At 36.9% G+C, this 25,645-nt stretch carries 20 protein-coding genes and 1 pseudogene; 1 reads left to right on the top strand and 20 read right to left on the bottom strand.

The features are described from left to right. Window positions 1–9: 9 nt before the first annotated feature. From B3D98_RS15275 to B3D98_RS15210, 14 genes and pseudogenes are all read right to left on the bottom strand, one after another. Complete coding sequence (locus B3D98_RS15275) at window positions 10–870, bottom strand: nitrilase-related carbon-nitrogen hydrolase (RefSeq protein ID WP_288584036.1); 861 nt, start codon at window positions 868–870, stop codon at window positions 10–12. A 30-nt stretch (window positions 871–900) separates the two neighbouring features. Then, entirely contained in the window at window positions 901–1,755 is an 855-nt protein-coding gene (locus B3D98_RS15270) for a polysaccharide deacetylase family protein (protein ID WP_257961775.1), read from the bottom strand. Between the two features lie 291 nt (window positions 1,756–2,046). After that, window positions 2,047–2,349 (bottom strand): rhodanese-like domain-containing protein, encoded by a 303-nt coding sequence (locus B3D98_RS15265; RefSeq protein ID WP_009371183.1) that lies wholly within the window; start codon window positions 2,347–2,349, stop codon window positions 2,047–2,049. Between the two features lie 95 nt (window positions 2,350–2,444). Continuing rightward, window positions 2,445–2,675 carry an RNA chaperone Hfq gene (gene hfq / locus B3D98_RS15260; protein WP_004225825.1) on the bottom strand — a complete coding sequence of 77 codons (231 nt, stop codon included), beginning with the start codon at window positions 2,673–2,675 and terminating at the stop codon, window positions 2,445–2,447. A gap of 97 nt (window positions 2,676–2,772) precedes the next feature. Beyond that, entirely contained in the window at window positions 2,773–3,675 is a 903-nt protein-coding gene (gene miaA, locus B3D98_RS15255; protein WP_288584028.1) for a tRNA (adenosine(37)-N6)-dimethylallyltransferase MiaA, read from the bottom strand. Next, complete coding sequence (locus tag B3D98_RS15250; RefSeq protein WP_288584026.1) at window positions 3,662–4,579, bottom strand: alpha/beta fold hydrolase; 918 nt, start codon at window positions 4,577–4,579, stop codon at window positions 3,662–3,664. Before B3D98_RS15250 ends, miaA begins: the two co-directional genes overlap by 14 nt. Window positions 4,580–4,582: 3 nt before the next feature. Continuing rightward, window positions 4,583–6,229 carry a glycerol-3-phosphate dehydrogenase/oxidase gene (locus B3D98_RS15245; RefSeq protein ID WP_288584024.1) on the bottom strand — a complete coding sequence of 549 codons (1,647 nt, stop codon included), beginning with the start codon at window positions 6,227–6,229 and terminating at the stop codon, window positions 4,583–4,585. 18 nt (window positions 6,230–6,247) lie between these two features. Then, window positions 6,248–7,741 (bottom strand): glycerol kinase GlpK, encoded by a 1,494-nt coding sequence (glpK, locus tag B3D98_RS15240; RefSeq protein WP_054550562.1) that lies wholly within the window; start codon window positions 7,739–7,741, stop codon window positions 6,248–6,250. An 18-nt stretch (window positions 7,742–7,759) separates the two neighbouring features. Beyond that, window positions 7,760–9,622 (bottom strand): DNA mismatch repair endonuclease MutL, encoded by a 1,863-nt coding sequence (mutL, locus tag B3D98_RS15235; protein ID WP_288584022.1) that lies wholly within the window; start codon window positions 9,620–9,622, stop codon window positions 7,760–7,762. A gap of 15 nt (window positions 9,623–9,637) precedes the next feature. Beyond that, the gene (gene mutS / locus B3D98_RS15230) at window positions 9,638–12,208 is read right to left on the bottom strand and encodes a DNA mismatch repair protein MutS (protein ID WP_288584019.1); all 2,571 of its coding nucleotides are present in this window, start codon (window positions 12,206–12,208) and stop codon (window positions 9,638–9,640) included. A 128-nt stretch (window positions 12,209–12,336) separates the two neighbouring features. Beyond that, on the bottom strand, window positions 12,337–12,990 hold the full coding sequence (gene cotE / locus B3D98_RS15225; RefSeq protein WP_175400709.1) for an outer spore coat protein CotE: 654 nt from the start codon (window positions 12,988–12,990) through the stop codon (window positions 12,337–12,339). Window positions 12,991–13,123: 133 nt separating this feature from the next. Then, window positions 13,124–13,561, bottom strand: coding sequence for a RicAFT regulatory complex protein RicA family protein (locus tag B3D98_RS15220; protein ID WP_004225842.1), 438 nt, complete (start codon window positions 13,559–13,561; stop codon window positions 13,124–13,126). After that, window positions 13,562–15,115, bottom strand: coding sequence for a tRNA (N6-isopentenyl adenosine(37)-C2)-methylthiotransferase MiaB (miaB, locus tag B3D98_RS15215; protein WP_004225844.1), 1,554 nt, complete (start codon window positions 15,113–15,115; stop codon window positions 13,562–13,564). Window positions 15,116–15,897: 782 nt separating this feature from the next. Continuing rightward, window positions 15,898–17,107 (bottom strand): annotated as a pseudogene (locus B3D98_RS15210) (IS3 family transposase); the annotation flags it as partial. A 349-nt stretch (window positions 17,108–17,456) separates the two neighbouring features. On the opposite strand from B3D98_RS15210, the gene B3D98_RS15205 reads away from it, so the two are divergent. Continuing rightward, window positions 17,457–18,185: a hypothetical protein gene (locus B3D98_RS15205; RefSeq protein WP_233732487.1), complete on the top strand. Its 729-nt coding sequence runs from the start codon at window positions 17,457–17,459 to the stop codon at window positions 18,183–18,185. A gap of 1,652 nt (window positions 18,186–19,837) precedes the next feature. On the opposite strand, the gene B3D98_RS15200 is transcribed toward B3D98_RS15205, so the two are convergent. From B3D98_RS15200 to B3D98_RS15175, 6 genes are all read right to left on the bottom strand, one after another. Then, the gene (locus B3D98_RS15200; RefSeq protein ID WP_288584014.1) at window positions 19,838–21,106 is read right to left on the bottom strand and encodes an ATP-grasp domain-containing protein; all 1,269 of its coding nucleotides are present in this window, start codon (window positions 21,104–21,106) and stop codon (window positions 19,838–19,840) included. A gap of 115 nt (window positions 21,107–21,221) precedes the next feature. Further along, window positions 21,222–22,232 (bottom strand): histidinol phosphate phosphatase domain-containing protein, encoded by a 1,011-nt coding sequence (locus B3D98_RS15195; RefSeq protein WP_288584012.1) that lies wholly within the window; start codon window positions 22,230–22,232, stop codon window positions 21,222–21,224. Next, window positions 22,229–23,014, bottom strand: a complete 786-nt coding sequence (locus tag B3D98_RS15190; protein WP_288584009.1) for a DeoR/GlpR family DNA-binding transcription regulator — start codon at window positions 23,012–23,014, stop codon at window positions 22,229–22,231. The genes B3D98_RS15195 and B3D98_RS15190 overlap by 4 nt, the downstream gene beginning before the upstream one ends. Then, window positions 23,011–24,012, bottom strand: a complete 1,002-nt coding sequence (locus B3D98_RS15185) for an ABC transporter ATP-binding protein (RefSeq protein ID WP_288584007.1) — start codon at window positions 24,010–24,012, stop codon at window positions 23,011–23,013. Before B3D98_RS15185 ends, B3D98_RS15190 begins: the two co-directional genes overlap by 4 nt. Then, window positions 24,009–24,794, bottom strand: coding sequence for an ABC transporter permease (locus B3D98_RS15180; RefSeq protein WP_048391486.1), 786 nt, complete (start codon window positions 24,792–24,794; stop codon window positions 24,009–24,011). The genes B3D98_RS15185 and B3D98_RS15180 overlap by 4 nt, the downstream gene beginning before the upstream one ends. Further along, window positions 24,791–25,636 (bottom strand): ABC transporter permease, encoded by an 846-nt coding sequence (locus B3D98_RS15175; RefSeq protein ID WP_196333061.1) that lies wholly within the window; start codon window positions 25,634–25,636, stop codon window positions 24,791–24,793. Before B3D98_RS15175 ends, B3D98_RS15180 begins: the two co-directional genes overlap by 4 nt. Window positions 25,637–25,645: the final 9 nt, after the last annotated feature.

The raw sequence follows: 25,645 nt of genomic DNA, 5'->3' as shown, positions 1-25,645 counted from the left end.
AAACACCTCTTACTTATTATATTTTTGATATAAATCATTTCTCCGTTTTCTATCATGATAAGTAGTAGCAACACCATTTTTTCGTTTGTCATATAACGTATCTATTTCTAGTATAGAAGTAATAACCTCAAAATCGCTTGTCGTACATTCTTCCATTATCCCGTTAGGTGTCCATGGTAGCTCACAAGGGGATAAATTCGAAGAATATCCAAATCCTGTTTCTATAACCCCATCCACCTCCCCAATAATAGGGGAATGAATAACGTATAACTGATTTTCAACACATCTTGCTTCAGCACAATGACGAACACGCCAAAAACCATGCTTAGTAAATGTATAGGAAGGACAGAAAATGATGTCCGCTCCTTGTCTACTATAAATTGTCGCTATTTCAGGTATTTCAATTTCATAGCAAATAGCTACCCCAATTCTTACTGGTCCAATATCAAATGTTTCAAGTGTATCGCCTTCTTTTGTATCCCAACTCGATTCTGCTGGGAAAATATGCGTTTTTCTATGCTTAGCATAATTCCCTTTTCCATCAAAAATATAAGCTGTATTATAAATATATGATCCTTCCTGCTCAAGCGTGGAGCCGGCAATAATAATTTGATTTCTAGCTTTAGATAATGTGTTAAACAGCTCAATATACTCATTTAAAAAATTAGCAAGCTTACGATTATCTTGACTTGTAAATGTGTGATAATCGTCATAAGTTGTTAATAGACCAATTGTTACGAGTTCAGGGAATAAAACATAATCACTTTCTAAAGGAATATCTTTAAAAATTCGTTGGACCGTATTGGCAAAATCCTCAAAAGATAAATAGCTTTCAAATTTAAATTGAACATTCGAAACCTTTACTTGCATGGATTTATTTCCTCCTTTTTGTCTGATCATTTAATTTGCACTTTCCTCGTATGCCGAGCAAATATTTGCAAGTGTTGTAAACCAAGCTCCATTCTCTTCCATGTATCGAATTAGCTTTTCTAGCATCTGTATATTATGTGCTCGTCCTATTGTTTGAGGATGAACGGTTAAAATATAACATGCCCCCTCTACATGCTCGACTGCATAATCGAAAATAGATTGCCAACGCTCATATACTTCTGTGTTTGAACGAAGACCCTCTCCCCCGCCAATCACATATTCTTGAGTTGGAAAATCATCTAAATACCATGAAACAGGAATTTCAATAATATCACTTGGAGGACCAAACGTGTTGCCATTGTCAAAATCGACATTTACTTCTCTTGGACGATATGGATATAAATCATTCCCCATTAAACTACTATCATATTTAAAATTATATTTTTCTAATAGCTTTAATGTATTTGGGCTATAATCCCACGCTGGTGAACGATAGCCTACAGGTTCAACCCCGACTCGTTTTAAGGCCTCTAATCCCTTTAACATAATAACTTCCTCTTGCTCATAGCTCATATTGGTTGGATTTTCATGTGCATAGCCATGATGGCATATCTCATGTCCAGCTTTAATAATGTCTTTAACCGTCTCTGTGTGTGTATCTATCGTATGTCCTGGAATACAAAATGTTGTTTTAATATTATATTTCTCAAATAAATTCAATAATCTTGGCACACCTACCTCAGCTCCAAATTCCCCTCTTGCCAAATAGGCTGGAGATGTTTGACCAAACGTGCCATACCATACAGATGCTGCATCAAAATCTACACCAATGTTTACGGCAACTTTTTTTCCCTCAGGGATTCTCACTCTACCTGTACTTTGCATATCAATTCCTCCTTTGTTTAACTACAACAAAAATATACATAATTCTGATTATTTTTAAAAATGCAAAAATTTAAAAAGCAGTTATTTTTTAAATAAAACAAAAAATAGCTGCTTTTTTGCATCAATCTTCTAATTGGTGATTCTTATGTATTTTCTTAAGGAATTTTATAATGACTAGTATGATTATTCCCTGTCTTTTCCGACTGCAACGCTTTTGCAATACGGTAGAATATTGTTACTTGATATACTAAAAAAGCCCTCGCATACTAACACGAAGGCTTAAAAATCTAGCTATTTAAATTCTAATTCTCCATCATAAGCCAGCATGCCGCCTTCAAGGTTTGTTACATCAAATCCTTGTGCCTCTAAGTAAGCACACGCATTGGCAGAACGAGCTCCAGCCTTACATACAATAATATATGGCTTTTCTACATCTAATTCCTCTAAACGTTCAGGGATAGTTCCGAGTGCAATATGTTGAGCACCTGGGATCATGCCATGTGCTACTTCATCCTCTTCACGTACATCGATAATATATAGGTCCTCATTTGCATCTAACAGATCTAATAATTGTGTTGTTTCCATTGTTTTCATAAACTTTGTCCTCCAAAATATCAAATTCCACTATCATTATAGCTTGTAGCAAAAAAAACAGCCAGTGCGAGAACACTAACTGTTTAACAAACTTATTATACTTCTGTCTCTAAAAACTCTATTTGTTTTGCTGGTACGAATGTAGAAATGGCATGCTTGTAGATTAGGTGCTGCTTATTTTCAGCATCAAGTAGTAATACTGTAAAATTATCATATGATTTCACAGTCCCTTTTAACTGAAATCCGTTTAACAGAAATACAGTTACAAAAACACTGTTTTTACGTAGTTGGTTCAAGAACGTATCTTGCAAATTGATTGATTTCATCAAATAGCCTCCCTACTAACTTTCTACCTCTTCATTCCTATAGTAGCACGTTCTACCAATTTATCAATTAGTAATTTTTAGAAATTTTTCTTTATTCTTATAATCGATCATCCGGCGTAATAAAATGGACATCCATTTTATTACGGAAATAAGTAAGCTGTCTTTTTGCATAGCGACGGGAATTTTGTTTTAAGCTATCAAGGGCTTCCTCTAGGGTACATTTGCCATCTAAATAATCATATAATTCTTTATACCCGATGGCTTGTATAGACTGCACTCCACGGATATTTTGCTGCCATAATCCCTTCACCTCTTGCAGAAGACCATTTTCCACCATTAAATCAACACGACGATTAATACGGTCATATAGCACGTCACGGGACATGTTTTGACCTAGCCCTAAAATAACATGGTCGTAAAGGGGTACTTCCCCTCGATTTTGCGCTTCCGCTGCTTTTGATACACCGCTTAATTCCAGCATTTCTAATGCACGAATAACACGACGTGCATTGTTTGGATGGATTGTCTCCGCTGTTTGAGGGTCTAGTTGTTTTAGTTTGTCATGCATTGCCTCAGGGCCAAGCTTTGCTAATTCCTCATAGTAGGCTTTTCGTGCTTCTTCATCTACTTTTTCATCAGTAAATTGGAAATCATAGAGGACAGCTTGTACATATAAGCCAGAGCCTCCTACTATTATAGGTAATTTTTGACGAGTTTGTATTTCCGCGATCTTCGCACGTACTAATTTTTGATAATCTGCTACCGAAAAAGATTCTGTAGGCTCTAAAAAGCTAAGTAAATGATGAGGAACGCCCTCCATCTCTTCTTCGGTAATTTTAGCTGTCCCAATATCGAGCCCTTTATAAACTTGCATGGAATCACCATTAATGACTTCACCGTTATATTTTTTTGCCAGTTCAATGCTTAATGCCGTTTTACCTGAGGCAGTCGGTCCCACTATTGCTACGACCTCTGCCTGCTGCAATTTAGTTTCTATCATATTTTTCTAACCACCGTAATAAAACTTGAAAGACCGCTTCTTGATTGTCTTCATTTAAAATTTCATGTCGTTTATCCTCGAATAAATAAACCGTTACATCCTCTACACCCACCGCTGCTAACTGTTCAGCAACTTTGTAAACGCCTAGCCCCTGTTCACCAACCGGATCTTTACTGCCACTAATCAAGAGAATAGGGAGGTCTTTTCTTACTTTTGCTAATTCTCTTTTACGATTTAGTGTGGCAAAGCCAGTTGTCAAATCCACGAAAAATTGATTCGTTGGAATAAAGCCACAATAGGGATCATTCATATACTTTTCCACCTCTTGTTGTACTGAACATAACCAATCATAGGCAGTCTTCGGATTAGGAAATTGCTTATTAAAGCTACCAAAGCTCAATTGATTTAACAGCTTACTTTCAGTTTCTTTTCCTAGTCCCTTTGCTAAAGCCTTGGCTACTAGATTTCCTACAGCATGCAAGGCTGTCACATTTCCAGTGCCACAGAGAATAACATTATCTACTTGCTCTCCGTATAATTGAATATAGCGTCTAGTAATGAAAGAACCCATACTATGGCCAAAGAGAATTAATGGTACATTAGCGTATGGTACGTGAAGTTGTGTAATCACTTCATGAGCATCTTTTACAACACGCTCAAAGCCGTTTTCTTCAGCAAAAAAGCCCAATGTCCCATTATATGCTGCCGTTTCACCATGCCCACGGTGATCGTGCATCGTCACAACATAGCCTGCTGCGTTGAGTGTTTTCGCAAATGTTAAATAGCGACCGCTGTGCTCTGCCATGCCATGCAAAATGTGAATATGTCCAATACATGGCGTTGAAGGCTCCAATGTTCGCGTGAAGACAAATTGTTCATCCGACATTTGAATATAACGCTCCATCCCTTACTCCCCTTCTTTCACAAAATTTGTTGCATCGTTAATGGCTTGTTCTAATTCAGCAATATATCTATTTTTTTGCTCCTCTGTATAATTTAAGCGTTGTTGCATCACCTGAATCACTTGCTGTTTATAAAGTTTTACTGCTTCAATATCGAAGTATAATAAACCAGTCCGACGGATAAAGAAGTCGCTTGGTGTATAGACCATTTCGGCTTCAATGCCATACAGTAGCATCGCATGTAAGGCAAGAGGCATTGTACTACCATGTTCATGTAAAAATTTCACCCGATCAAATAAGGCATCTACATTCGTGCCATACTTTTGTACGAGATGCTTGGCTTCATCATAATTTAAGCCATATTGTACGCCTTCACGAGCTTTATAGGCAATATAGTCAGGGAAATTAATAGCGTTAATTCCCTTTGCACCAGAAAGTGCTAGCTCACGTGTTAAACAGGCACTTGCATGCTTGTAGCGACGGGACTTCACAATTTTATCCACAATCGTTTCAGCCATTTGGCGATAGCCCGTAAGCTTGCCACCCGCAATCGTCATTAAACCACTTGGCGCTGTCCAAATTTCATCTTTCCTTGAAATTTCTGATGGATCCTTACCTTTTTCATAAATCAGAGGTCGGACGCCTGCCCAAGAGGATTCAATTGTGTCTCTTGTGATAGTAGCAGTTGGAAAGACCTTTTTAGCAGCCTCAATTAGATAATCCACATCTTGCTGTGTTGCCACTGGATGTACAGGATTACCTTCATAGACAGTATCCGTAGTCCCTACATAGGTTTTGCCATCTCGTGGAATGGCAAAGGCCATACGACCATCAGCAATATCAAAATAAACAGCTTGCTTTAGCGGGAAATCCTTTTGTTTGAGGACAATATGAACGCCCTTTGTTAGACGTAATTGCTTGTTATCTGCTACTTTATCTTTTTGTCGTACGTCATCAACCCAAGGACCCGTTGCATTCACAATTTGGGCGGCATGGACATTGAGCATTTTCCCCGTCACATGATCCCTCACTTTAATGCCAACAAGCTTTTTCTTTTCATAAATAAATTCCGTCATTTCAGCATAGTTGAGGCAAAGCGCTCCATATTCTACAGCCTTTTTTAATACTTCAATTGTTAGACGGGCATCATCTGTACGGTATTCTACATAATAGCCACCGCCGACTAAGCCCTCTTGATTGAGTAAAGGCTCTAATGCCAGGGTTTCCTGAGCATTTAACATCGTTCTACGTTCATGTTTTTTGACGCCTGCCAAGCGGTCATAGACCTTTAATGCCATAGATGTTGTGAAGGGACCGAGTGAACCCTTTTTATATAAAGGTAATAGCATTTTTTCAGGCGTTGTGACATGTACAGCATTATCATAAACAATTTCACGCTCTCGCCCTACCTCGGCTACAACTCCTACATCAAATTGCTTTAAATAACGTAGACCACCGTGAATCAATTTGGTTGAACGGCTCGACGTACCAGCTGAAAAATCTTGCATATCAATTAATGCGACAGAAAGGCCTCTTGATGCGGCATCTAATGCAATTCCTGCACCTGTAATACCACCACCAATGACTAATACGTCAAAGCTATAGTGCTCTAGATAATATAAAATTTTTGGTCGCTGCTCAAATGAAAACATACCTTTCTCCCCCAATAGCTATGATTTAAAAATTCGTGTTGCCTCTACAGCCTTCTGCCATCCTGTATACAGAGCTGTGGCTTGTTCTTCATCCATGTGAGGTTGATAGGTTTCCCCACTCACCCATAATGCAGATAAAGCCTCTTGGTTTGGCCAGAAGCTTGTCGCCAGCCCCGCTAAATAGGCTGCACCGAGTGCTGTTGACTCATTCAGTTTTGCTAGCTCTACTTGTAGCTGTAAAACATCACTTTGGAACTGCATTAAAAATTGATTTTTGACAGCTCCACCATCTACACGGAGTACTTCAATCGGAGTACCTGCTGCTTCTTCCATTGCATCTAGTACATCTTTCGTTTGATAGGCTAATGATTCTAGTGTTGCTCGAATAAAATGTTCTTTGGATGTTCCACGTGTTAACCCAAAAATGGCGCCACGTGCATCTGTATCCCAGTAAGGTGTACCGAGTCCAACAAAGGCAGGGACAACATAAACCCCATCGGTATGATCTACTTTTCTAGCATAGGATTCAGAATCCTCTGCTGTACGAATCATCCTAAGTCCATCGCGTAGCCATTGAATAGCTGATCCTGCTACAAATACACTACCTTCCAATGCATAGGTCACTGTCCCATCAATTCCCCACGCAATGGTTGTCAATAAACCATTTTCCGATGTCACTGCCTGCTCTCCTGTATTTAATAGCATAAAGCAGCCAGTGCCATACGTGTTTTTAGCCATTCCTTTGGTAAAACAAGTTTGTCCAAAAAGTGCGGCTTGCTGATCACCCGCAATTCCAGCTATCGGAATTTTTTCTCCAAAAAATATACTTGGAGCCGTTTCTGTATATATTTCTGATGAATTTCTCACTTCTGGAAGCATGGACATTGGGATAGCTAAAAGCTCACAAAGTTCCTCATCCCACTTCAATTCATGAATATTGTAGAGCATTGTTCGAGCTGCATTTGAGTAATCGGTCACATGAGCCTTTCCCTTTGATAATCGCCAAACAAGCCATGTATCAATCGTCCCAAATAATAAATCCCCATTGTCTGCCTTTTCACGAGCGCCTTCAACATTATCTAAGATCCATTTAATTTTTGTCGCTGAAAAATAAGCATCTAAGCGAAGCCCTGTCTTTTGCTGAAAATGTTCTTCCTGTCCTTGTTCTTTTAAGGTATTCACAATGTCCTGTGTTTGGCGTGATTGCCAGACAATCGCATTGTAAATCGGCTGACCTGTGTGTTTATCCCACACCACTGTTGTTTCGCGCTGATTGGTAATGCCGATCGCATGAACCTCACTTGCTTCATGGCCACTTTCGGTTAATACCGCCGCAATAACGGACAAGATAGAACCCCATATTTCATTGGCATTATGCTCTACCCAGCCAGCCTTTGGAAAAATTTGTTGAAATTCTTTTTGTGCTACATGAACAATTTGACCTTTTTTATCAAATAAAATGGCTCTTGAACTTGTCGTTCCTTGATCAATCGCTAAAATAAATTCACCCATCCATTTTCCCCCTCTCCCTTACATAACCCGTTTAAACATTTTTTCCACTTCATATGATGTAAAGTGAATAAGCACTGGACGTCCGTGTGGGCATGTAAATGGATTATCTGCATTGCGTAAATCTCGTAGCAATGTTTCCATTTGCTCTTTTGTTAAATAATGATTGGCTTTGATTGACTTTTTACAGCTCATCATAATTGCAGCTGCCTCACGTAGTTTTTTGATATCAGCCTTTTTAGTTGTCAACACCTGTTCAATCAAATCCTCAATGATTTCCTGTTCCTCCCCTTGTGGAAACCAACTCGGATGCTCACGTACAACAAAAGATGACTGTCCAAATTCCTCTAAAAATACGCCTACAGCTTCTAATTCATGCCTGTGTTCTCGTAAGATCAGTGCTTCATCTGCTGCATAATGGAATGTTAGTGGTAACAATAATGCCTGACGTTCATGAGGATTAACTTGACCGACTTTTTCATGGAAGAATTCGTATTTAATACGTTCCTGAGCAGCATGCTGATCAATTAAATAAAAACCATCCTCCATTTGTGCAACAATGTATGTGCCATGGATTTGTCCCACTACTTCGAGTTCAGGAAAGGGTTCCTTCGTAGGCATCTCTTCTAATATTTCCGACTGTACGGCTATTGTTACTTCATCAATTGTTTCAGCCTCTATTTGTGATGTAGGCTGCCAACTTGTCTCTCGAACCGTAGAAATAGGCTTAGGCTCATCTATTGGTTCAGGATTGTTTTCTTGAATGGTTTGGACATCATATAATTTTTCCACGATGGCATTCATTTTCTCTACATCGATCTTCGGAGCAGGCTTCCAAATGTTTAATTGCTCAGTAGCTGGTTTAACTATTTTTTCTTTCTTTTCCATTTGTGGGACTCGAATAATGTTGCGTATTGTTTCACGAATGGTTTCCTCTATTAACTTTAAAAGCTCAGCCTCTTTACTTAAACGAATTTGATGTTTTGCAGGATGCACATTCACGTCTGTTAAGTAAGGATCACCCTCTATATATAGAACAACTATTGGGAAGCGCTCGATAGGTAAATACGTATGGTAAGCATCCACAATGGCCTTTTGTACTAAATAATGCTTGACCCAACGACCATTAACAAATAGAGACATATAATTTTTAGAAGCACGTGTTACCTCTGGTAAGGATACAAAGCCAGAAATTCGATAATCATGTGACTCGCCTTGGAATGACACCATTTTCTTCGCATTATGTATTCCATAAATAGCTGCTAGCACTTGTTGTACATCTCCTCGGCCATTTGTTTGCAGTAGTTGTTGACCATTATGCAATAATCTGAATGCTATTTGTGGATTACCAAGTGCGAGGCGATTCATCAGGTCTATTGTATGCCCTAGTTCGGTTTGAATGGTTTTCATATATTTTAAACGGGCAGGTGTATTAAAGAATAGCTGGGAGACTGTTAAATCAGTCCCTTTACGTAACGGACCAGGTTTATGAGTGAGGATATGTCCACCTTCAAGTTCTAAATGTGTTCCAGATTCACCATTTGATGTAATCAATGTCATTTTAGAAACAGAGGCTATGGATGCTAACGCCTCACCACGGAAGCCAAGTGTTCTAATACGAAATAAATCATGTTCCTGATGAATTTTACTAGTAGCATGACGAGAGAATGACATTAGTGCATCCTCTTCATCCATACCGCTACCATTATCTATTACTTGAATAGAAGTGAGACCTGCTTCTAGTAAAAAAACATCAATGGACGTACTCCCAGCATCAATAGCATTTTCCACTAGCTCTTTGACAACAGAAGCTGGCCTTTCTACTACCTCTCCTGCTGCGATTTTATTGGATAGCCATTCGTCCATAATTTGTATGTTTCCCACTAACGTATCACTCCTTTATTTTTTAGCGTTCACTAGCTCTTGCTGTAGCTCATATAAAATATTCATTGCCTGCATCGGTGAAGTACCTAGAATATTTACCTTTTCTAATTTCTTTAGCACCTTTGTCTCGGCTGGGGAAATCGGTTCGTCCTCTGTAAATAAAGACATCTGTATTGGTTGTTCAGCTATCACCTGTGTTTCGGCAACTACTTCTTTCCCTGCCTCAAAGTTCTCAAGTAATACACGTGCTCTAGCTAAAATTTCCTCAGGTAATTGAGCAAGCTGTGCCACATGTATACCATAGGATTTATCAGCCGCTCCTTTTTTCACCTTATGCAGGAAAACGACCGTACCATTTTTTTCAGTGGCTGAAACATGCACATTTTGTAAGCGTGGCAAATCCTTTTCAAGTGCTGTCAATTCATGATAGTGCGTAGAAAATAACGTATTGGCTCCTATTTTGTCATGAATATATTCCATCATCGATTGTGCCAAGCTCATACCATCATAGGTCGATGTTCCACGTCCAATTTCATCAAATAGCATTAAGCTATTTTTTGTTGCATGCATAATAGCATGTTGCGATTCAAGCATCTCCACCATAAATGTAGATTGTCCTGCCGCTAAATCATCAGCCGCCCCAATCCGAGTAAAAATTTGATCGGTAATTGGTAGCTTCGCTTTTTCAGCAGGTACATAGCAGCCCATTTGAGCCATAACAACAATTAATGCTACTTGACGCATATAAGTACTTTTACCAGACATATTCGGCCCTGTAATAAGCATCATATTGTTCTGCTCTTCTAGCACACAATCGTTTGGTACATACATTTGCTTGTTCAGCATTTTTTCAACGACAGGATGGCGTCCTTCTATAATTTTAAGGGCACGTCCACCATGAAATTCTGGTTTCGTAAATCGATATTTTTCTGAGACGCTTGCAAAGCTTAATAAGACATCCAATTCACTAATGTTTGCTGCTAGTGCTTGGACACGCGGAATATAAGTTTTTAATACATCACGAATTTCTACAAACAGGTTGTACTCTAATGTTAAGCTTTCTTCTTCAGCATTTAAAATCAATGCTTCTTTTTCTTTTAGTTCCTGTGTAATATAGCGTTCCGCATTCGCCAGTGTTTGTTTTCGCTCATAGCGTGTTAAATCTGCTAAATGAATATTTGATTTTGTAATTTCTATATAGTAACCAAAAATGCGATTATAGCCTATTTTTAAATTTTTAATACCCGTTTTCACACGCTCTTCTTGTTCAAGTTGGGCAATCCAATCCTTACCATTACGAGCGGCATAGCGAAGTTCGTCTAAGCGTTCATTATAGCCGTCACGGATAACATCCCCTTCTTTAATGGTAATAGGGGGATTATCTGTAATCGCTTTTGCTAATAATGCCTCGACATCTGAGCATGTATCAAGTTCCGCACCTAATTGCTGTAATGTTTCTTTATTTGACCCCACCAACTGCTGTTGAATAGTTGGCACTTGGCGTAAAGAATCACGCAATTGGGCTAAATCTCGTCCACCCACATTGCCAAAAGCAACACGACCAGCCAAACGCTCTAAATCATATACTTGTTTTAAGGATGCTTGAAGCTCTGTTCGTACAAAATATTCTTCCAATAAATCCGTAACAATCGCTAGTCTAGCCTCTATTGCTGAACGTGTGGCAAGCGGTTGGTGTAGCCATTGCTTTAATTTCCGTCCACCCATCGCTGTCACCGTGTCATCTAATAGCCATAAGAGTGTACCTTTTTGATCTCCACCACGAATCGATTGAATCAGCTCTAAATTGCGCTTTGAGCTAGAATCAATGCGTAAATAATTTTTAATTTCATTAAACGTGAATGCCTGAATATGTGATAAAGATCTCATTTGTGTTTGGTCAATATAAGCTAACAATCGAAGACACGCAATTTGTAACGGTTTTGGTACAGCTTCTAGATAACTTGCTGCTTTGTCCATTGGCATTTCATTCACTTCAATTGAAAGTACGATCCCAGCATTGACGGCATGCTCTGCTAATAATAGCTGCAAACTATCCGTTACAATCAGTTCTCGAATTCCGTAAGCCTGCATTTGCATTAATAAGGCTTTTCCATCGCCTTCAATAGAAGACGCTACGGCTTCACCTGTGGATAAATCTAAATAAGCATAGCCAAATGTTGTGTCATCTAATTGCTCTGCCGCTCCAATAAAATGATTAGATTTACCATCAAGAGCCTTTCCTTCCATAATTGTTCCTGGTGTGATAAGCTGAACAACTTCACGTTTGACCACACCTTTTGCTTGCTTTGGATCTTCTGTTTGTTCACAAATAGCCACTTTATAGCCTTTTTGCACAAGTGTTTCAATATAATTTTTAGCCGAATGATGCGGCACACCGCACATTGGTATTCGCTCTTTTGCGCCTGCATCTCGGCTTGTTAATGTAATTTCTAAAATTTGTGAGGCATTGATTGCGTCCTCAAAAAACATTTCATAAAAGTCACCTAATCTAAAAAATAAAAAGGCATCTTTGTAATCTTCCTTTACCTGTAGATACTGTTGCATCATTGGTGTATATGTTGTCATATCACTATTTACCTCGCTCTTGCCTTATAGATATATTTATTATAACAAAAGATACATGCGAAACGCTTTATTCACCTTTTTTAAGATGCTAGCATTTCGCATGTATCAAAAAATGATGTTTTTTAGACTTATCTTGGTCGTTCATCAGGAAACGATGAAGACTCTAACACATACCTGCCTTCTCCTTCAGGACTTGAAGAGGAGCTAGAACTAGAGCTTGATGAGGATGAAGATGAACTTTCATCATTAAGGCTCCAATCTTCTTCATAGTCTAGTGGATGGACACTAATACAAATTGTTGTTTCACCCATTACCTCAACAACTACTTCACGTTCCACTACAATTTCAAACTTTGTACCACATGGAGAGATAATCGCTTCAATACAATTTGGTTCTTGTATCACACGTACACGAACATCATCACCAACGCTAATTTCACCGTCTCGATAGTGAAGCTTCACTTTGTCTTTATAGTGAATCGTTTCAGAAAACACAGCTGTTTTCGAATGATTACTATAGGCATACCATACATTGACATCAAATTTCCCTGTTACTTCTACAAATTTCCCGACTCTTTTTGCAGAGCAAGTGTGATTGATTACCCAGCACCCTAAAATACTTGTCGGTTTATTTGTTGGTGATAATGTTACACGTTCTTCCGTTCTCTTCTTCCCTTTGGCAACTACTGCTTTCGTCACGATTTGTCGTAAACGTTTCAGCGCAATTCCTCCTTCGACTCTTTTCACTCCATCATATGCAGGTAGCGCCCATTGGGTGAACATATATTTTTAGAGAATGAAATGGATCATTTAAAACTTTTCGATGAGAGGTCTATTATAGCAGCTGAATGCTTCAATAGAAGAAGACGTAAAAAAGCTCGAATGACAGCATTCGAGCTTTGATTTCTATAATCTGTTAAGAGCAGCTACCTGGTTGAGTATTTTCTACGTATGAACCCGTTTCACCACGAAGAACATCGCCACCAGTTGAGCGAATAATTTCATTTGTAACATTATTTGCGATCGTATTTGAAACAAGTTGCAATAAATCATTCACATCGCCTTGTGATTCTTTAAATTGTTGCACAACTGGGATGGCATTAATTTCTTCCTCGATTTTAGCAATTTTATCTTCAATCATTTTTAATGCTTTTTCTTTCCCTAGGTGTTGGAAATTAACCGCTTGTTTTTGTAAGCTTTTTAAGCTTGCAATACGTTCACGTACTTGTTGATTTTCGTTAATTTGCGCTTCTGCCTTTTTGAAAAATTCAACCTCTGGCGTATTTGCAATCATATGTGCAATTTCATGTGATTTTTTAATTAAATCTTCTTTTGTATATAAGACTTGTGTCATTTATGCTTCCACCTTTTCATTTTTTACGACTTCCACAAATTCACCAGTAAGTGAATAGGATGTAGTCTCTGTTATTTTTACTTTCACTAATTGACCAATTACTTCTGCTGGTGCTTTGAAGTTAACTAAACGATTTTTCCTCGTATAGCCCGCTAACACATCGTCGCGTCGTTTACTTGTGCCTTCAACTAATACTTCGACAACCTGACCATTTAAACGCTCTAATGCTTTGCGAGAGTATTCACCCACCACTTCATTTAAACGTTGAAGACGCTCTTTTTTCACCTCTTCAGGTACATTGTCAATCATTTTTGCAGCTGGTGTACCTTCACGCGGCGAATAAATATACGTAAAGGCTGCGTCAAAGCCAACTTCACGGTATAAGGACAATGTTTCCTCAAACTGTTCCTCTGTTTCATTCGGATAGCCAACGATAATATCTGTTGTTAAGGTTACTTCAGGTATTGCCGCTTTAATTCTATCCACTAAACCAAGGAAATGCTCGCGTGTGTATTTACGCGCCATAATTTTTAGCACGTCATTCGAGCCCGATTGTACTGGTAAATGGATATGCTCCACTAAGTTGCCACGCTTTGCAAGAACTTCGATTAAATGGTCATCAAAGTCACGTGGATGACTCGTTGTAAATCGAATCCGCGGAATATCGATCTTTCTTAATTCATCCATTAAATCGCCAAGACGATAATCAATATCCTCAAAATCTTTACCGTAAGCGTTGACATTTTGCCCCAATAACATAATCTCTTTGTAGCCCGCTGCCGCTAGCTCACGAACTTCAGCAATGATTTCCTCTGGTCGGCGACTGCGCTCTTTACCACGTGTATATGGAACGATACAATACGTACAGAATTTATCGCAACCATACATAATATTAACCCAAGCCTTAATGGAGCCAAGACGTTTCTTCGGCAGATTTTCAATGACATCGCCTTCTTTAGACCAAACCTCTATGACCATTTCTTTCGACATATAGGCTTCTTTTAAAATGTTTGGCAGACGGTGAATATTGTGTGTACCAAATACCATATCGACATGTGGATAGCTTCTTAAAATTTTATTAACCACAGATTCCTCTTGCGACATACAGCCACAAACCCCGATTAGCATCTCAGGGTTTTTTCGTTTATATTTCAGCAGGAAACCAAGTTCTCCAAATACTTTGTTTTCTGCATTTTCACGAATAGCACATGTATTTAGCAAGACAACGTCAGCCTCTTCAATCACCTCTGTTGGTGTGTAGCCTAGCTGCATAAAAATCCCGGCCATTACTTCTGTGTCATGCTCATTCATTTGGCAGCCATAAGTCATGATATGATAACTTTTTCCCTCGCCTATTCCACGGAAACCGTTTTCTAAAGCATATTGAATATGTTCAGCTACTGTTTTACGTTTTTTTCCATCGATCATTGATGGCCCTTGAAAATATGTTGAATAATCTTTTTCTGATTCTTTATTTTTATTTTTCGGTAATGTTTTTAGTTGTTCTTGCTCTAATTCAAAAACACTCTTACCTGTTCTCATTTCTTCACTCACTAAACGGACGCTCCTTCCTCACAAATGAATTATACAATTATTTTTATGTTTTATCATTAATAAGCAAAAAGTAATTGTTACAAAACTAAAACGTCACATTTCCTGTCCATACAAATAATTTTTACTAATCCTTTATAATAGATGAAACTTCACCTTTCTCAATAGTTATAACAATAATTAGAATAGTTTATAAATAATTCCAAACCTTTGTTATTATTGATTTATATAAAACAAAGGAGTTTAGGCGTTATAGGCTTTACTGTTGTAGCTGACAAATCAGTGGAATTACAAACGATCTTGAAGGAAAACCCGACATAAGTAATTTTGAGTACAAACCAGGGTATTTTTGAGTAGATAATGATATTACTTCAATTTATGACTTACATTCAACTGCAAAAGATGAATTGTTAGTTGTAAATGGAGGCACAGCTTTGGACAGATTGCATTATTATCAAAGGTTACAAGTGAAGAATTTAAACCTCTTTTTGCTAAAGAAGGTGGCGGTTCAAAATATATAATGGCTTTAGCTCAAACTGTTATTGTTGATGGTAAAACTGTGTCGAACAATTTGTCTTCAGATTATTTGTTCTACAATCAAAACAGGCTATACTAATATTATTTTGGAAGCAACACCCTCAAAGTTATAAAACTAAAGCTAATGAATACGAAAATGTACGAACATTGAAAGATGGAGATATTATTGATCAATAATAAATAACAAAAGACACCAGAGTAATGAACTGCTCCCTGTCAAGTAGACAGTGGAAATAATAAAAAATGTATTAAGCGGCTTGAGTCCTGAATTCTAACGGACTCAAGCCGCTTAACGTTTCTGATAACGATAGTAATTATAAAAATGAATATAATCATCAATCGCTAGTTTTAACTCTTCATATGAATTGTACTTATGTAAATAATACTTCTCACACTTCAATGTGCCCCAAAATGATTCAATTGGTCCGTTATCAATACATCGACCAATACGGGACATACTCTGTGTCATATTGGCAGTTTCCACAATTCGCTTAAATTCCTTCGATGTATATTGAAAACCTCGATCACTATGTATTAATGGCTGTTCGCCTGATTGTAATGATTGAATAGCTGATTTTATTGTTTTGAAAACAAGGGAATTATTATTCGAATGACCGAACACATAACTCACAATTGAACCATCATATAAATCGATAATTGCACTTAAATAAGGTTTTTTCCCGTTTCTATACTTAAACTCTGTGACATCTGTACACCATTTTTCATTTGGCTTTTCCGAGGTAAATGCCCGATTAATACGTTCTCCGCCACATGATGCGCTGGAGATTTACGATAAGGCTTTCTCTTTCGCCTAATAACGGACTTCAATCCACTCACCTGCATTAAACGATAAATACGCTTCTCGTTAACCGTCGCTTGATTATTCTCTATTCGTTGACGATTAATTGTCAACGTCATACGTCATACGACAATAGCCGTAAATGCCATCTACTTGGTGGTAAAGGAGATCAATATCCTTTGAAATGGCTTCATTTTCAACTTCTCTGTTAGATGGCTTGCGACTTAGCAACTTATAGTAAGCAGCGCGCGAAACACCCACGATTTCACATAATAAAAGAATCTCAAGTTTCTCCTCTTGGTGTAATTCTTGAATTGCTAAATAGCGTTGTTGTAAGCGAATTTGGCTTAGCGACGCCTCATTTCGATTTCCTCTAACTTTTTTAAAAATAGATTTTCAGCACGTAAGCACTCATTTTCACGCTCGATTCGTTTGATTTCTAACCTTAATTTTTCTTCGGCTGTTAATTCAACTTCATTTTTTGTTCGACTGCGATGATCACGTAATCGCTCTTCACCAGTCGCTTCAAATTTCTTCACCCAATGGTATACCTGTTGATACGAAACATCATAGGCTTGTGCTGCTAATTGATAATTTTTCTGGCTCTTTAAACAGTAGTTGACAATTTGAATATGTTCCTCAAACGTTTTCTTTCTTCCTTATATAGAACTATTTACTTATGCAATATTTGCACAGTATATAATAAATTATTTAAATTTAAAATGTACAGATTTAATATTTCATAAATCGAATATTTAAATAAAGCACTACGTTAAATAAAGATTATGAAAAGCTATATAATTTTATCTTTGGTTAAAACCCTATTAATAATTTCACAATTGGATAATCATTATTAAAATTGTTAATATTTGTTTATTTTTGTAAATTATTATGTTGTTATATAAATAATCTACTAGAAGGAGGTTACTAAATGGAAATAATATAGTTACTTGATATTGGTTGTCACACAGTGTTGAGAATCATATTATTAAAAGGATGGGATAAAAAATGAAAAAAATTATTACAGGAATCGTTGCAATAATTTTTATGTTTTCAATAACAACGCAGTTTCCCGCAACCGCAGCACAAATAGAAAATGAAACAATAGATAATTTATCGACTATTCTTACAAGTGTATTAGAATTAGATAAAGAATTTGATAAAACAATAGGTTTCGATGGAGACTATATTGCTATAGATACTAATTTAGCAAAAAAACAAGGTGCAACAGATTCTGATATCAAGCTTGCAATATCAAAAGTAAATGAACATAATCAAATAATAAACGATACATTGGCTATACAGCCATTTGTAACATATGATGAAAATGGTTTTTATTTTGATGAAGAGTCAGCTAGAAAAGAAAATGTATCTGAAGACTTAATTGAGTCTACTACAAAAGACTTTGAATTAATGAATTCTGTCCAGCCGTTAGCTGCATGTAACGGTAAAAGTAAGTATGAAAAGACTTCAGTTGGATTCTATACTTACTTTGATAGTTGTCAAGCTTCCAAGATAATAACTTATATTCAAATTGGAGCAGGAATAGCTACACTTGGAGCTGCTATCGCTGCCTTTATTGCTCCTCCTCTTGGATTAGCTACTATTATTGCAATAGGATTAATTGATATTGGGGCAACTGCCTTAAACTTATCAAGCGTTAAGGACTGTGGATTATGGATTAAATGGACAGGTACAGTAAATCCAGATCCTTTCTGGATAGGTTCTCAATGTTAATTATTAAAAAAGGGGGATAGTTGTGTTATCTATAGTTCCTATTATTCTTTTTGGTATTTCACTCACCCTTTGTATTGTACTATTTCTTAGAATGAATCGAATCAAAGAACGTAAAGAGAAATTACCTCTAATAATTCTATTTAGTTTCACTCTACTTAGTTTTTTAGTGCTATTGTATTCTGCACTATTTCATTAAATAACATTGTTATTTTTTTGAAGTGAGGGAATGAGCAGAACCTCTGAATCAGACTACTATTCAGAACGATGAAAGCTGAAAAAACACTCATTTGTTTTAGAGTTAAAAACAAATGAGTGTTCTTTTTTATGCTATTCTAGGTCACGTGCGCACACGCCTTTTCTTATACTACACTATATTTACAATGTCATAAAATTACCATAAAATACACACTCATTTTCACTTTTATATTTTGTCATTTAAACATAAATTGATATGATAATAGTGGGGATTAAAGAATAACTTAAAATAACAAATATACCTTTTTAAGAGGTGATAAGAGATTGAGCTATAAGTATGATTTGTCGATTCGGCAAATATAAATCGGTAAAATTTAAATATTCTCATCAAAATATGTTTGAATATTCCGAAACCGTTATTGCAATAAATAACCAAAAGAAAAAGCACAGTCTGTAAAGATAAGATTCTATCATTTCATTTTTAAAAATTATTTCTTTAAAAGACCAATAATTCTACTAATTTTATAGGAAACTAAATAATTCTCACATTTCTCTCTATCTCCACTTCCTTCTAAAAGCGAATATATTTGAAGTAATTCAAAATAACCTTAGTGCCCCACTATTTTTATTTGATATCTAAGTGACTTTTTTTAAAAGCCGCAGCAACTATATAATGTATTGTATCAGATACATAATTGTTATATCTGTAATCTGAATAGCTACTTTCTCTTAGATAATCAATTAAGCGAATTAAGTCTCCATCAAGAACTAGTAATTTTTCAATAAGTACTTTAGTATTATTTGCATTAAAAATAAAGGGAGCTTTACCTTAGTTATCGAAAAAATCTTTGAGATGTTTTCGTTGATATCATTTCAATATTAATAAGATTATTGGTTAAATCTTTTCCTACTGTTGGTTTAGTTTTTCTTCTAAAGTCAACAAATCAATCTTTATATCTTTAAATTCATTAGATAAACTTTAAATAATTTGATTTCTGATTTATACAAATTATGAAAATACTCTATAGCTTTTAATTGTTCGATATTATCCACAGCGCTCTCAAAAGAGTCTTTCCTAACCCTATTGTCATACACATGTGAACTCGCTATTAAAAGATTTTATAAGCATAATCAATATTATATTCACTAATTATTTTTAACAAATTGAAATACCCATCATTTTCAATTTTATTTTTGCGCAATTCATCCGTTATTTCCAATAAAGTACTACAATATTTTTTTACTATATTTGAAGGTACCAATTTTTATTTATCAGCTATTCGAAGCTTTCTAAAACAATTTCATCTAAAAGATAATCCTTTCTTTGATTCATTCTTATTAAAGCATTTTCTATACCTAAATTTAATGTCTCATAACGCTTTTCAATATCTAAATCACTTAACAAAAATGAAATAATAAATACGAATCTTAAAGCCCTATCCTTCATTTCACATATGCTAACCATTGCTCTTATTAAAATACTTGCTGTATTTTACCCGTAAATATGAATGATACAATTTCAGCTTTATCCAACGCTTGATATTCATATCTTCTTTATATAGTAATGCATCCGTGTATTGCCCTTCCTTCATTAATTGCTTTGCTTCTATTTTTAATTTTTCATTCTTCATGTATTTAAATAGTGTTTTTGAAGGAAGTAATGACCATACATGCTTCGTCTGGACATATGTTCGTTCAAGATTAACCTGGTATAAATAATCATCCATCACATATTGCATTAAATTATACCCGCTTGCGGTCACATAGTAGCTTGAAGCCCCTGCTCGCAAATTCATTTCAAATAGCTTGTATTTCCCGTCCCTTGCATCATATTTCATATCAAAATTAGCAAAGCCCGTATAGCCGATGTCCTCTAAAAAATGCCGAATGGATTCCATTAGCTGTTCATCATAATCGGTCATAACAGCTAAAGAAATACCTTTGTTTTGTGGAGATGGATCTTCGAGTAGCTTGTTGCTAACACACATTAATTTTACTTTTCGATCTCTTCCTACATATACATCTAGAACACGGATATAGGAATCGTCGCCTGGAATAAATTCTTGAACGATTAAGGTGTCTTGATAGCTAGAACGATAAATACAGCCAATGATGTGCTGCATCTCATCTGCATCGTGCACTAGATATATTTTTTTCTTTTCAGGAAAGGAACAGTTCGTATAGGCCACGGTATTGGAGGGTTTAATAATAATGGGATACTGGATTGGAATTTCTCTATTTGGATGATGTTCCTTTGTTATAATGATGGTTTTGGGGTATTTTAACTGATATTTATCACAAAGCCTGTAGAACTTCTCCTTTGTTTGCACCCTATTTAGTAAAGCCTGATCAATGTAAGGTAAAATAAAGTACTTTTCAAGCTGCTCTTTATTTTCAATGATAAGCTCTGCATAGTAGCAGTCACAAACTAATAAAATCAATTTCTTTTGTTGGCACTGCATGGCCAATCCCACTAGCGCTTGTACAAAACGGGTAGGATCATCTAAATGTTCAACGTATTGAAAATCCAGAATACCGCTATTCTGCGTGGCAATTCCCTGTGAGCCTTTCAAAAGGAGTGAGCGCATCGTTCTCCCTTTTTTTGCTGGCTCAATGACAAGACTTTTCATGCGGTAGGCTGCATAAAATGAGCGTGCTACCCCGTATGCATGCTGACCCGATTGTATAATAATAGGTAAAAAGGGTTGTTCTTTAATAGATGTCAATCTGAATCGCCTCACATTATAAAAATGAATTTAATCATTTGTATGCGAGTAAAATTGTACTTATGTAATACGAATAAAAGGCACTACATTGAAGCTTTAGTGCCCTTTACTCAACCTATAACGTCATCATTTTTTTCACTCTCTGTTCAAAGGAGGCAATAGCTTGAACGCCATAACCCTTTAGCAGCTCTGTATTGGCAAATGTATATTTACCTAAATCATCTGGAAAATGTGCATCAGAGGATACAGTAAAAGCAACTCCATGCTCAAGTAAGGTTTGTAAAAAACGAGGACCCGGGCACATTTCCTGTACAGGGTAACGATAATACAGCCCGGCATTGATTTCAGTGGCGGTTTCAGTAGACGTTAGTGCCTTTGCAATACGTTTATACCAAACTTCAAGAAACGCACGATCCTCCACCTGATAATTAAATACTTTAAAATTATCTAAATGGGCAACAAAATCAAACATATTGGAAAGAATCATTTTCTCTACTACTTTAAAAAAACGCTCATAATTTTGTTGTAAAGAGGGTTGATCCATTTGCTCAAAAAGATACTGTGTTTGTGGATTATCAAAGCCCCACCCATCAACAAAATGAACAGAACCAATTACATAATCCCAAGGATAACCTGCTAGTAAAGCCGTTAATTCCTCCTCACCACCAACAAAATAATCTGCCTCTATACCAAGTCTCAGTGTAATGCCATGTTGACGCCATTTTTCCTTTGCCTGCTGAATGGTCGTCACAAAAGCGTCCATATTTTCTGTCATCACACGATCCAGCCAATAGCGCTGAATTTGTCCAATTTCACTATCATCCAGCCTCATAAAACGCTCAAAATAGGCACGCGTTTCTTGAAAACGATATAAGTGATCGACAATCCCCACCTCACGTAAGCCGAGCTGCTTTGCCTGTTCAAGATATAAATCCAACCATTCCTCACTATAACAGCCATTTTTCACACGCCTTGCTAGACGCTGTAAATGACAAGTTATTTGTTGTTTGGAGCCTTTTTCCGTTTCATCATCCGGATAAAAAAACTCTAGTGCCTGCGATGTACGCTCTAGCCAGCGAAATGAATAAGGTCCCTCTTCTAAATGTACGTGATAATCAATTGTCATCCACTCTTCCCTCCATTACATATCGTCCATTTTTCCTCATAAGCCTGCCATTCTAATGGACAAGTGCTTTCGCAAAGAATTTCTGTACATTCATCAAGATGACAGATTTGAAAAAATGATTTGCCATTAATTTTAGATGCATCGGCTAATAAATAACTCACTTTGCTATGCTTGAGCATTTTCTTTGAAATAAGAGATTCATCCAAATCGTAATCATAAACAATGCCCTCACTCATGCCACCACACGATAAAAAGGCCTTATCAAAATTCATATTATCTAGCATTTCTAACGTCATAGCACCTGCAACAGAAGATTGTTTTGGATTCGCCGTGCCTCCTAGTAATATGACCTTGCCTGTCATGCGTCGTTCTTCTATGGCTAAATTAAATTGAATAGCTGCTGCAATTGAATTCGTTACAACCGTTATATCTTCCACAGCTAGTAAAAAATCGGCTATATGTACTGTTGTAGTACCTGTATCTACTGCAATAGTATCGCCGTCGCAAATGCGTTTTGCAGCAATACGAGCAATTTGTCTCTTTGCGTCCTTGTGCATTTGTAGCTTGCGTAAAAATACCGGTTCATTACGTACATTCGTATATTTAATAGCCCCGCCATGAACTCTTGATAATAAATGCTGTTGTTCTAATTCATCAAAGTCTCGGCGAATTGTTTCTGGTGCTACCTGAAGGGCATCGGCAATATTGGCAACAATAATTTTCCCTTCAGAATCTAATTGTTTTAAAATAAATTTAAATCTTTCCAGTTTAGCGTAAGTCATGATAGCGCAATCACATCTTCTTGTGCGACATAACACTTATAGGATTTTCCCATTTCAATCGAATACCCTTGTTGATGCAGTTGTTCCATTGTAAACGCCATTTCTCCTTCAAACGTAGTACGAATAATATTGCCGCTCATTAATGATTGTTTGGCAACCCCAAAGAGACATAAGTCCCCATCTCGTTGATCGAGATGTAACGCCTCAGGTCGTATAGCAAATTTCGTGGCTTGCTCTATTAAAGATGCTCCAAGCATTTTTTCTAAAGTTTGGCGAGGAAAAACATTATAATGACCGATAAAATTAGCAATAAATTCATTATTTGGTTTCGTATAGATTTCCGTTGGCGTACCATTTTGGGCAATGCTGCCATTATTCATGACAAATATTCTATCCGAAACAGCCATTGCCTCTTCCTGATCATGTGTAACTAGAATCATTGTCATATTTAATTTTCGCTGAATTGCTCGTAAATCTGCTTGAAGTTTTTTGCGAATTTGAGCATCGAGCGCACTAAGCGGCTCATCTAATAACAGTACTTTAGGTCGGACAATTAATGCACGGGCTAGAGCAACACGCTGCTGTTGACCTCCAGATAATTCTTTCGGATACGCATTAGCTTTCTCACTTAGATGAACAAGCGCTAGCATTTCATGAACACGCTGCTCTATATCTGCCTTATTAACTTTTTGCATACGCAAACCAAAAGCAACATTTTCGAGCACAGTCATATTAGGAAAAAGTGCATAGGATTGAAAGACCATACCCACTTGACGATCCTTCGGTTGTACCCCACTCATATTTTTTCCTTCAATCAAAATCTTACCTGCCGATGCATCTGTTAAGCCTGCAACAATACGCAAAATCGTACTCTTTCTACAGCCACTAGGACCTAATAGTGTGATAAATTCTCCTTTTTGAATTTCCATATGAATATTGGTTAAGACAGATACTTGTCCATATTTTTTATGCAGCCCTTCAATAACAAGATAACTCATAGATTTGTAGCACCTTTCGATCGTTTCGTTACGATAGCAATGACGAATGTTAAAAGACCCATTAGCACGAGATAGATGAAAACAACAGCACTAGCAATATGTCCACTTGTGCTAAGCTTTTTCATTAAATAAATTTGAACGGTTTCAAAGCGAGAACCTACAACAAGATTAATTAAGACAAACTCACCAAATAAGACAGAGAAGGATAACAATGCCCCTGCAAATAAGCCTGGATAAACGGTAGGCAGTAAAATTTTTGTGAATGCCTGCCTTTTGGATGCGCCTAGTAATTGAGCGGCATCAAGTAGCTGCCTCGCATCTATATTTCTTAAACTATTTCGTGTACCTTGATAGATATAAGGAAGAATTCCCACAACATAGGCACCTAAAACAACAAATATCATCGGTATACCTATTTGGCTATAAACGCGTATAAGCCCTACAGCTAAAATGATTCCTGGAAAAGAATACACCATCACCACTGCCATCTGTATCCATTTTTCATATCTTGGAAAGTATAGGACGATGACGAAAATGGCTGGCACAATGACAAGGAGTGCAATGCTAACTGCCCCCCCTGCTAAAAATACTGAACGACCAAATGCCTGAATAAAATCGGTATCCTGAAACAATGTGGAAAGCCATTTTAGTGTGAGTCCTTCTGGCAATATCGTTTTATTCCATTTTGTTGCAAACGCATAGAGCATTGTTGCTAACACAGGTAATAGTAAATATCCCACGAGCAGAAGGAAAAAGAAATCAGCCAAACCACGCTTTTTCATTTTACTTTCCTCCTTGTTTTAGAGATGCTCCACTCACTGATCAGCATGGCCGTCACCATTGTCACTGCTAATATAACTGCAATGGCACTGGCTAGCTCTGGCTGAGCAAAAATATCACCTTTTATTAAGGAGCCGATACGAATCGCCACTAAATTATAATTACTACTTGTTAATGCATAAGCAGAAGCATACGCACCCATAGCATTGGCGAACAATACACTAAAGGTTCCCACAATTCCTGGGAGCATAACAGGGAGACCAATTTTCATCCAAAACTGCCAGCTAGATGCACCAAGAAGAGCTGCCGCCTCCTTCCACTGTTGCTGAATTCCATCATAAATGGGATATAGCAGCATTAGTGATAATGGCAGCTGAAAGTAAATGTAAATAAGTAACAAACCGCTCCAACTGTATAATGAAAAGGATGTCAACGCCTCAATATCCCATTTGTCAAATAACAATGTAAATAAACCACTATTGCCAAGTAAAACGATAAAAGCAAATGCTAGCGGAATACCTGAAAAATTGGAGGTTAAGTTCGTAAGTATTAAAATCTTCTCCCGTACTGGCTCTGAAAACTGCATCATGGCATAAACTGCAAACAAGGTGATAAGTAACGCAATCATAGCTGAGATAACAGATAAAGTAATACTATTTTTAAAACCTTGAAGAATGTAGTCGTTCGTAAAAATTGATTCATACTGCTTCAGAGTAAAGCCCTCACTATTTTGAAAGCTTGTAATGAGCATATATAGGAGCGGTACTAAGAAAAACAGTAATAGTAATACAAGAAAAGGCGAAAGCCAAGCAATGGATTGCCGCTTCGATATCAACACACTCACTTCTTTCTA

Origin of the sequence: Lysinibacillus sp. UBA5994, from assembly GCF_002429725.1 — a bacterium.
In the GTDB taxonomy this organism is placed as follows: Bacteria; Bacillota; Bacilli; order Bacillales_A; family Planococcaceae; genus Lysinibacillus; species Lysinibacillus capsici.
The sequence above is the reverse complement of the archived record's forward strand: the minus strand, read 5'-3'. Positions and strand labels throughout refer to the sequence as shown.

Excerpts from the sequence above, each read along its gene's own strand:
- B3D98_RS15275 (WP_288584036.1), bottom strand. The coding sequence starts at position 870 with ATGCAAGTAAAGGTTTCGAATGTTCAATTTAAATTTGAAAGCTATTTA.
- B3D98_RS15270 (WP_257961775.1), bottom strand. The coding sequence starts at position 1,755 with ATGCAAAGTACAGGTAGAGTGAGAATCCCTGAGGGAAAAAAAGTTGCC.
- B3D98_RS15265 (WP_009371183.1), bottom strand. The coding sequence starts at position 2,349 with ATGAAAACAATGGAAACAACACAATTATTAGATCTGTTAGATGCAAAT.
- hfq (WP_004225825.1), bottom strand. The coding sequence starts at position 2,675 with ATGAAATCAATCAATTTGCAAGATACGTTCTTGAACCAACTACGTAAA.
- miaA (WP_288584028.1), bottom strand. The coding sequence starts at position 3,675 with ATGATAGAAACTAAATTGCAGCAGGCAGAGGTCGTAGCAATAGTGGGA.
- B3D98_RS15250 (WP_288584026.1), bottom strand. The coding sequence starts at position 4,579 with ATGGAGCGTTATATTCAAATGTCGGATGAACAATTTGTCTTCACGCGA.
- B3D98_RS15245 (WP_288584024.1), bottom strand. The coding sequence starts at position 6,229 with ATGTTTTCATTTGAGCAGCGACCAAAAATTTTATATTATCTAGAGCAC.
- glpK (WP_054550562.1), bottom strand. The coding sequence starts at position 7,741 with ATGGGTGAATTTATTTTAGCGATTGATCAAGGAACGACAAGTTCAAGA.
- mutS (WP_288584019.1), bottom strand. The coding sequence starts at position 12,208 with ATGACAACATATACACCAATGATGCAACAGTATCTACAGGTAAAGGAA.
- cotE (WP_175400709.1), bottom strand. The coding sequence starts at position 12,990 with ATGTTCACCCAATGGGCGCTACCTGCATATGATGGAGTGAAAAGAGTC.
- B3D98_RS15220 (WP_004225842.1), bottom strand. The coding sequence starts at position 13,561 with ATGACACAAGTCTTATATACAAAAGAAGATTTAATTAAAAAATCACAT.
- B3D98_RS15205 (WP_233732487.1), top strand. The coding sequence starts at position 17,457 with ATGAAAAAAATTATTACAGGAATCGTTGCAATAATTTTTATGTTTTCA.
- B3D98_RS15195 (WP_288584012.1), bottom strand. The coding sequence starts at position 22,232 with ATGACAATTGATTATCACGTACATTTAGAAGAGGGACCTTATTCATTT.
- B3D98_RS15190 (WP_288584009.1), bottom strand. The coding sequence starts at position 23,014 with ATGACTTACGCTAAACTGGAAAGATTTAAATTTATTTTAAAACAATTA.
- B3D98_RS15185 (WP_288584007.1), bottom strand. The coding sequence starts at position 24,012 with ATGAGTTATCTTGTTATTGAAGGGCTGCATAAAAAATATGGACAAGTA.
- B3D98_RS15180 (WP_048391486.1), bottom strand. The coding sequence starts at position 24,794 with ATGAAAAAGCGTGGTTTGGCTGATTTCTTTTTCCTTCTGCTCGTGGGA.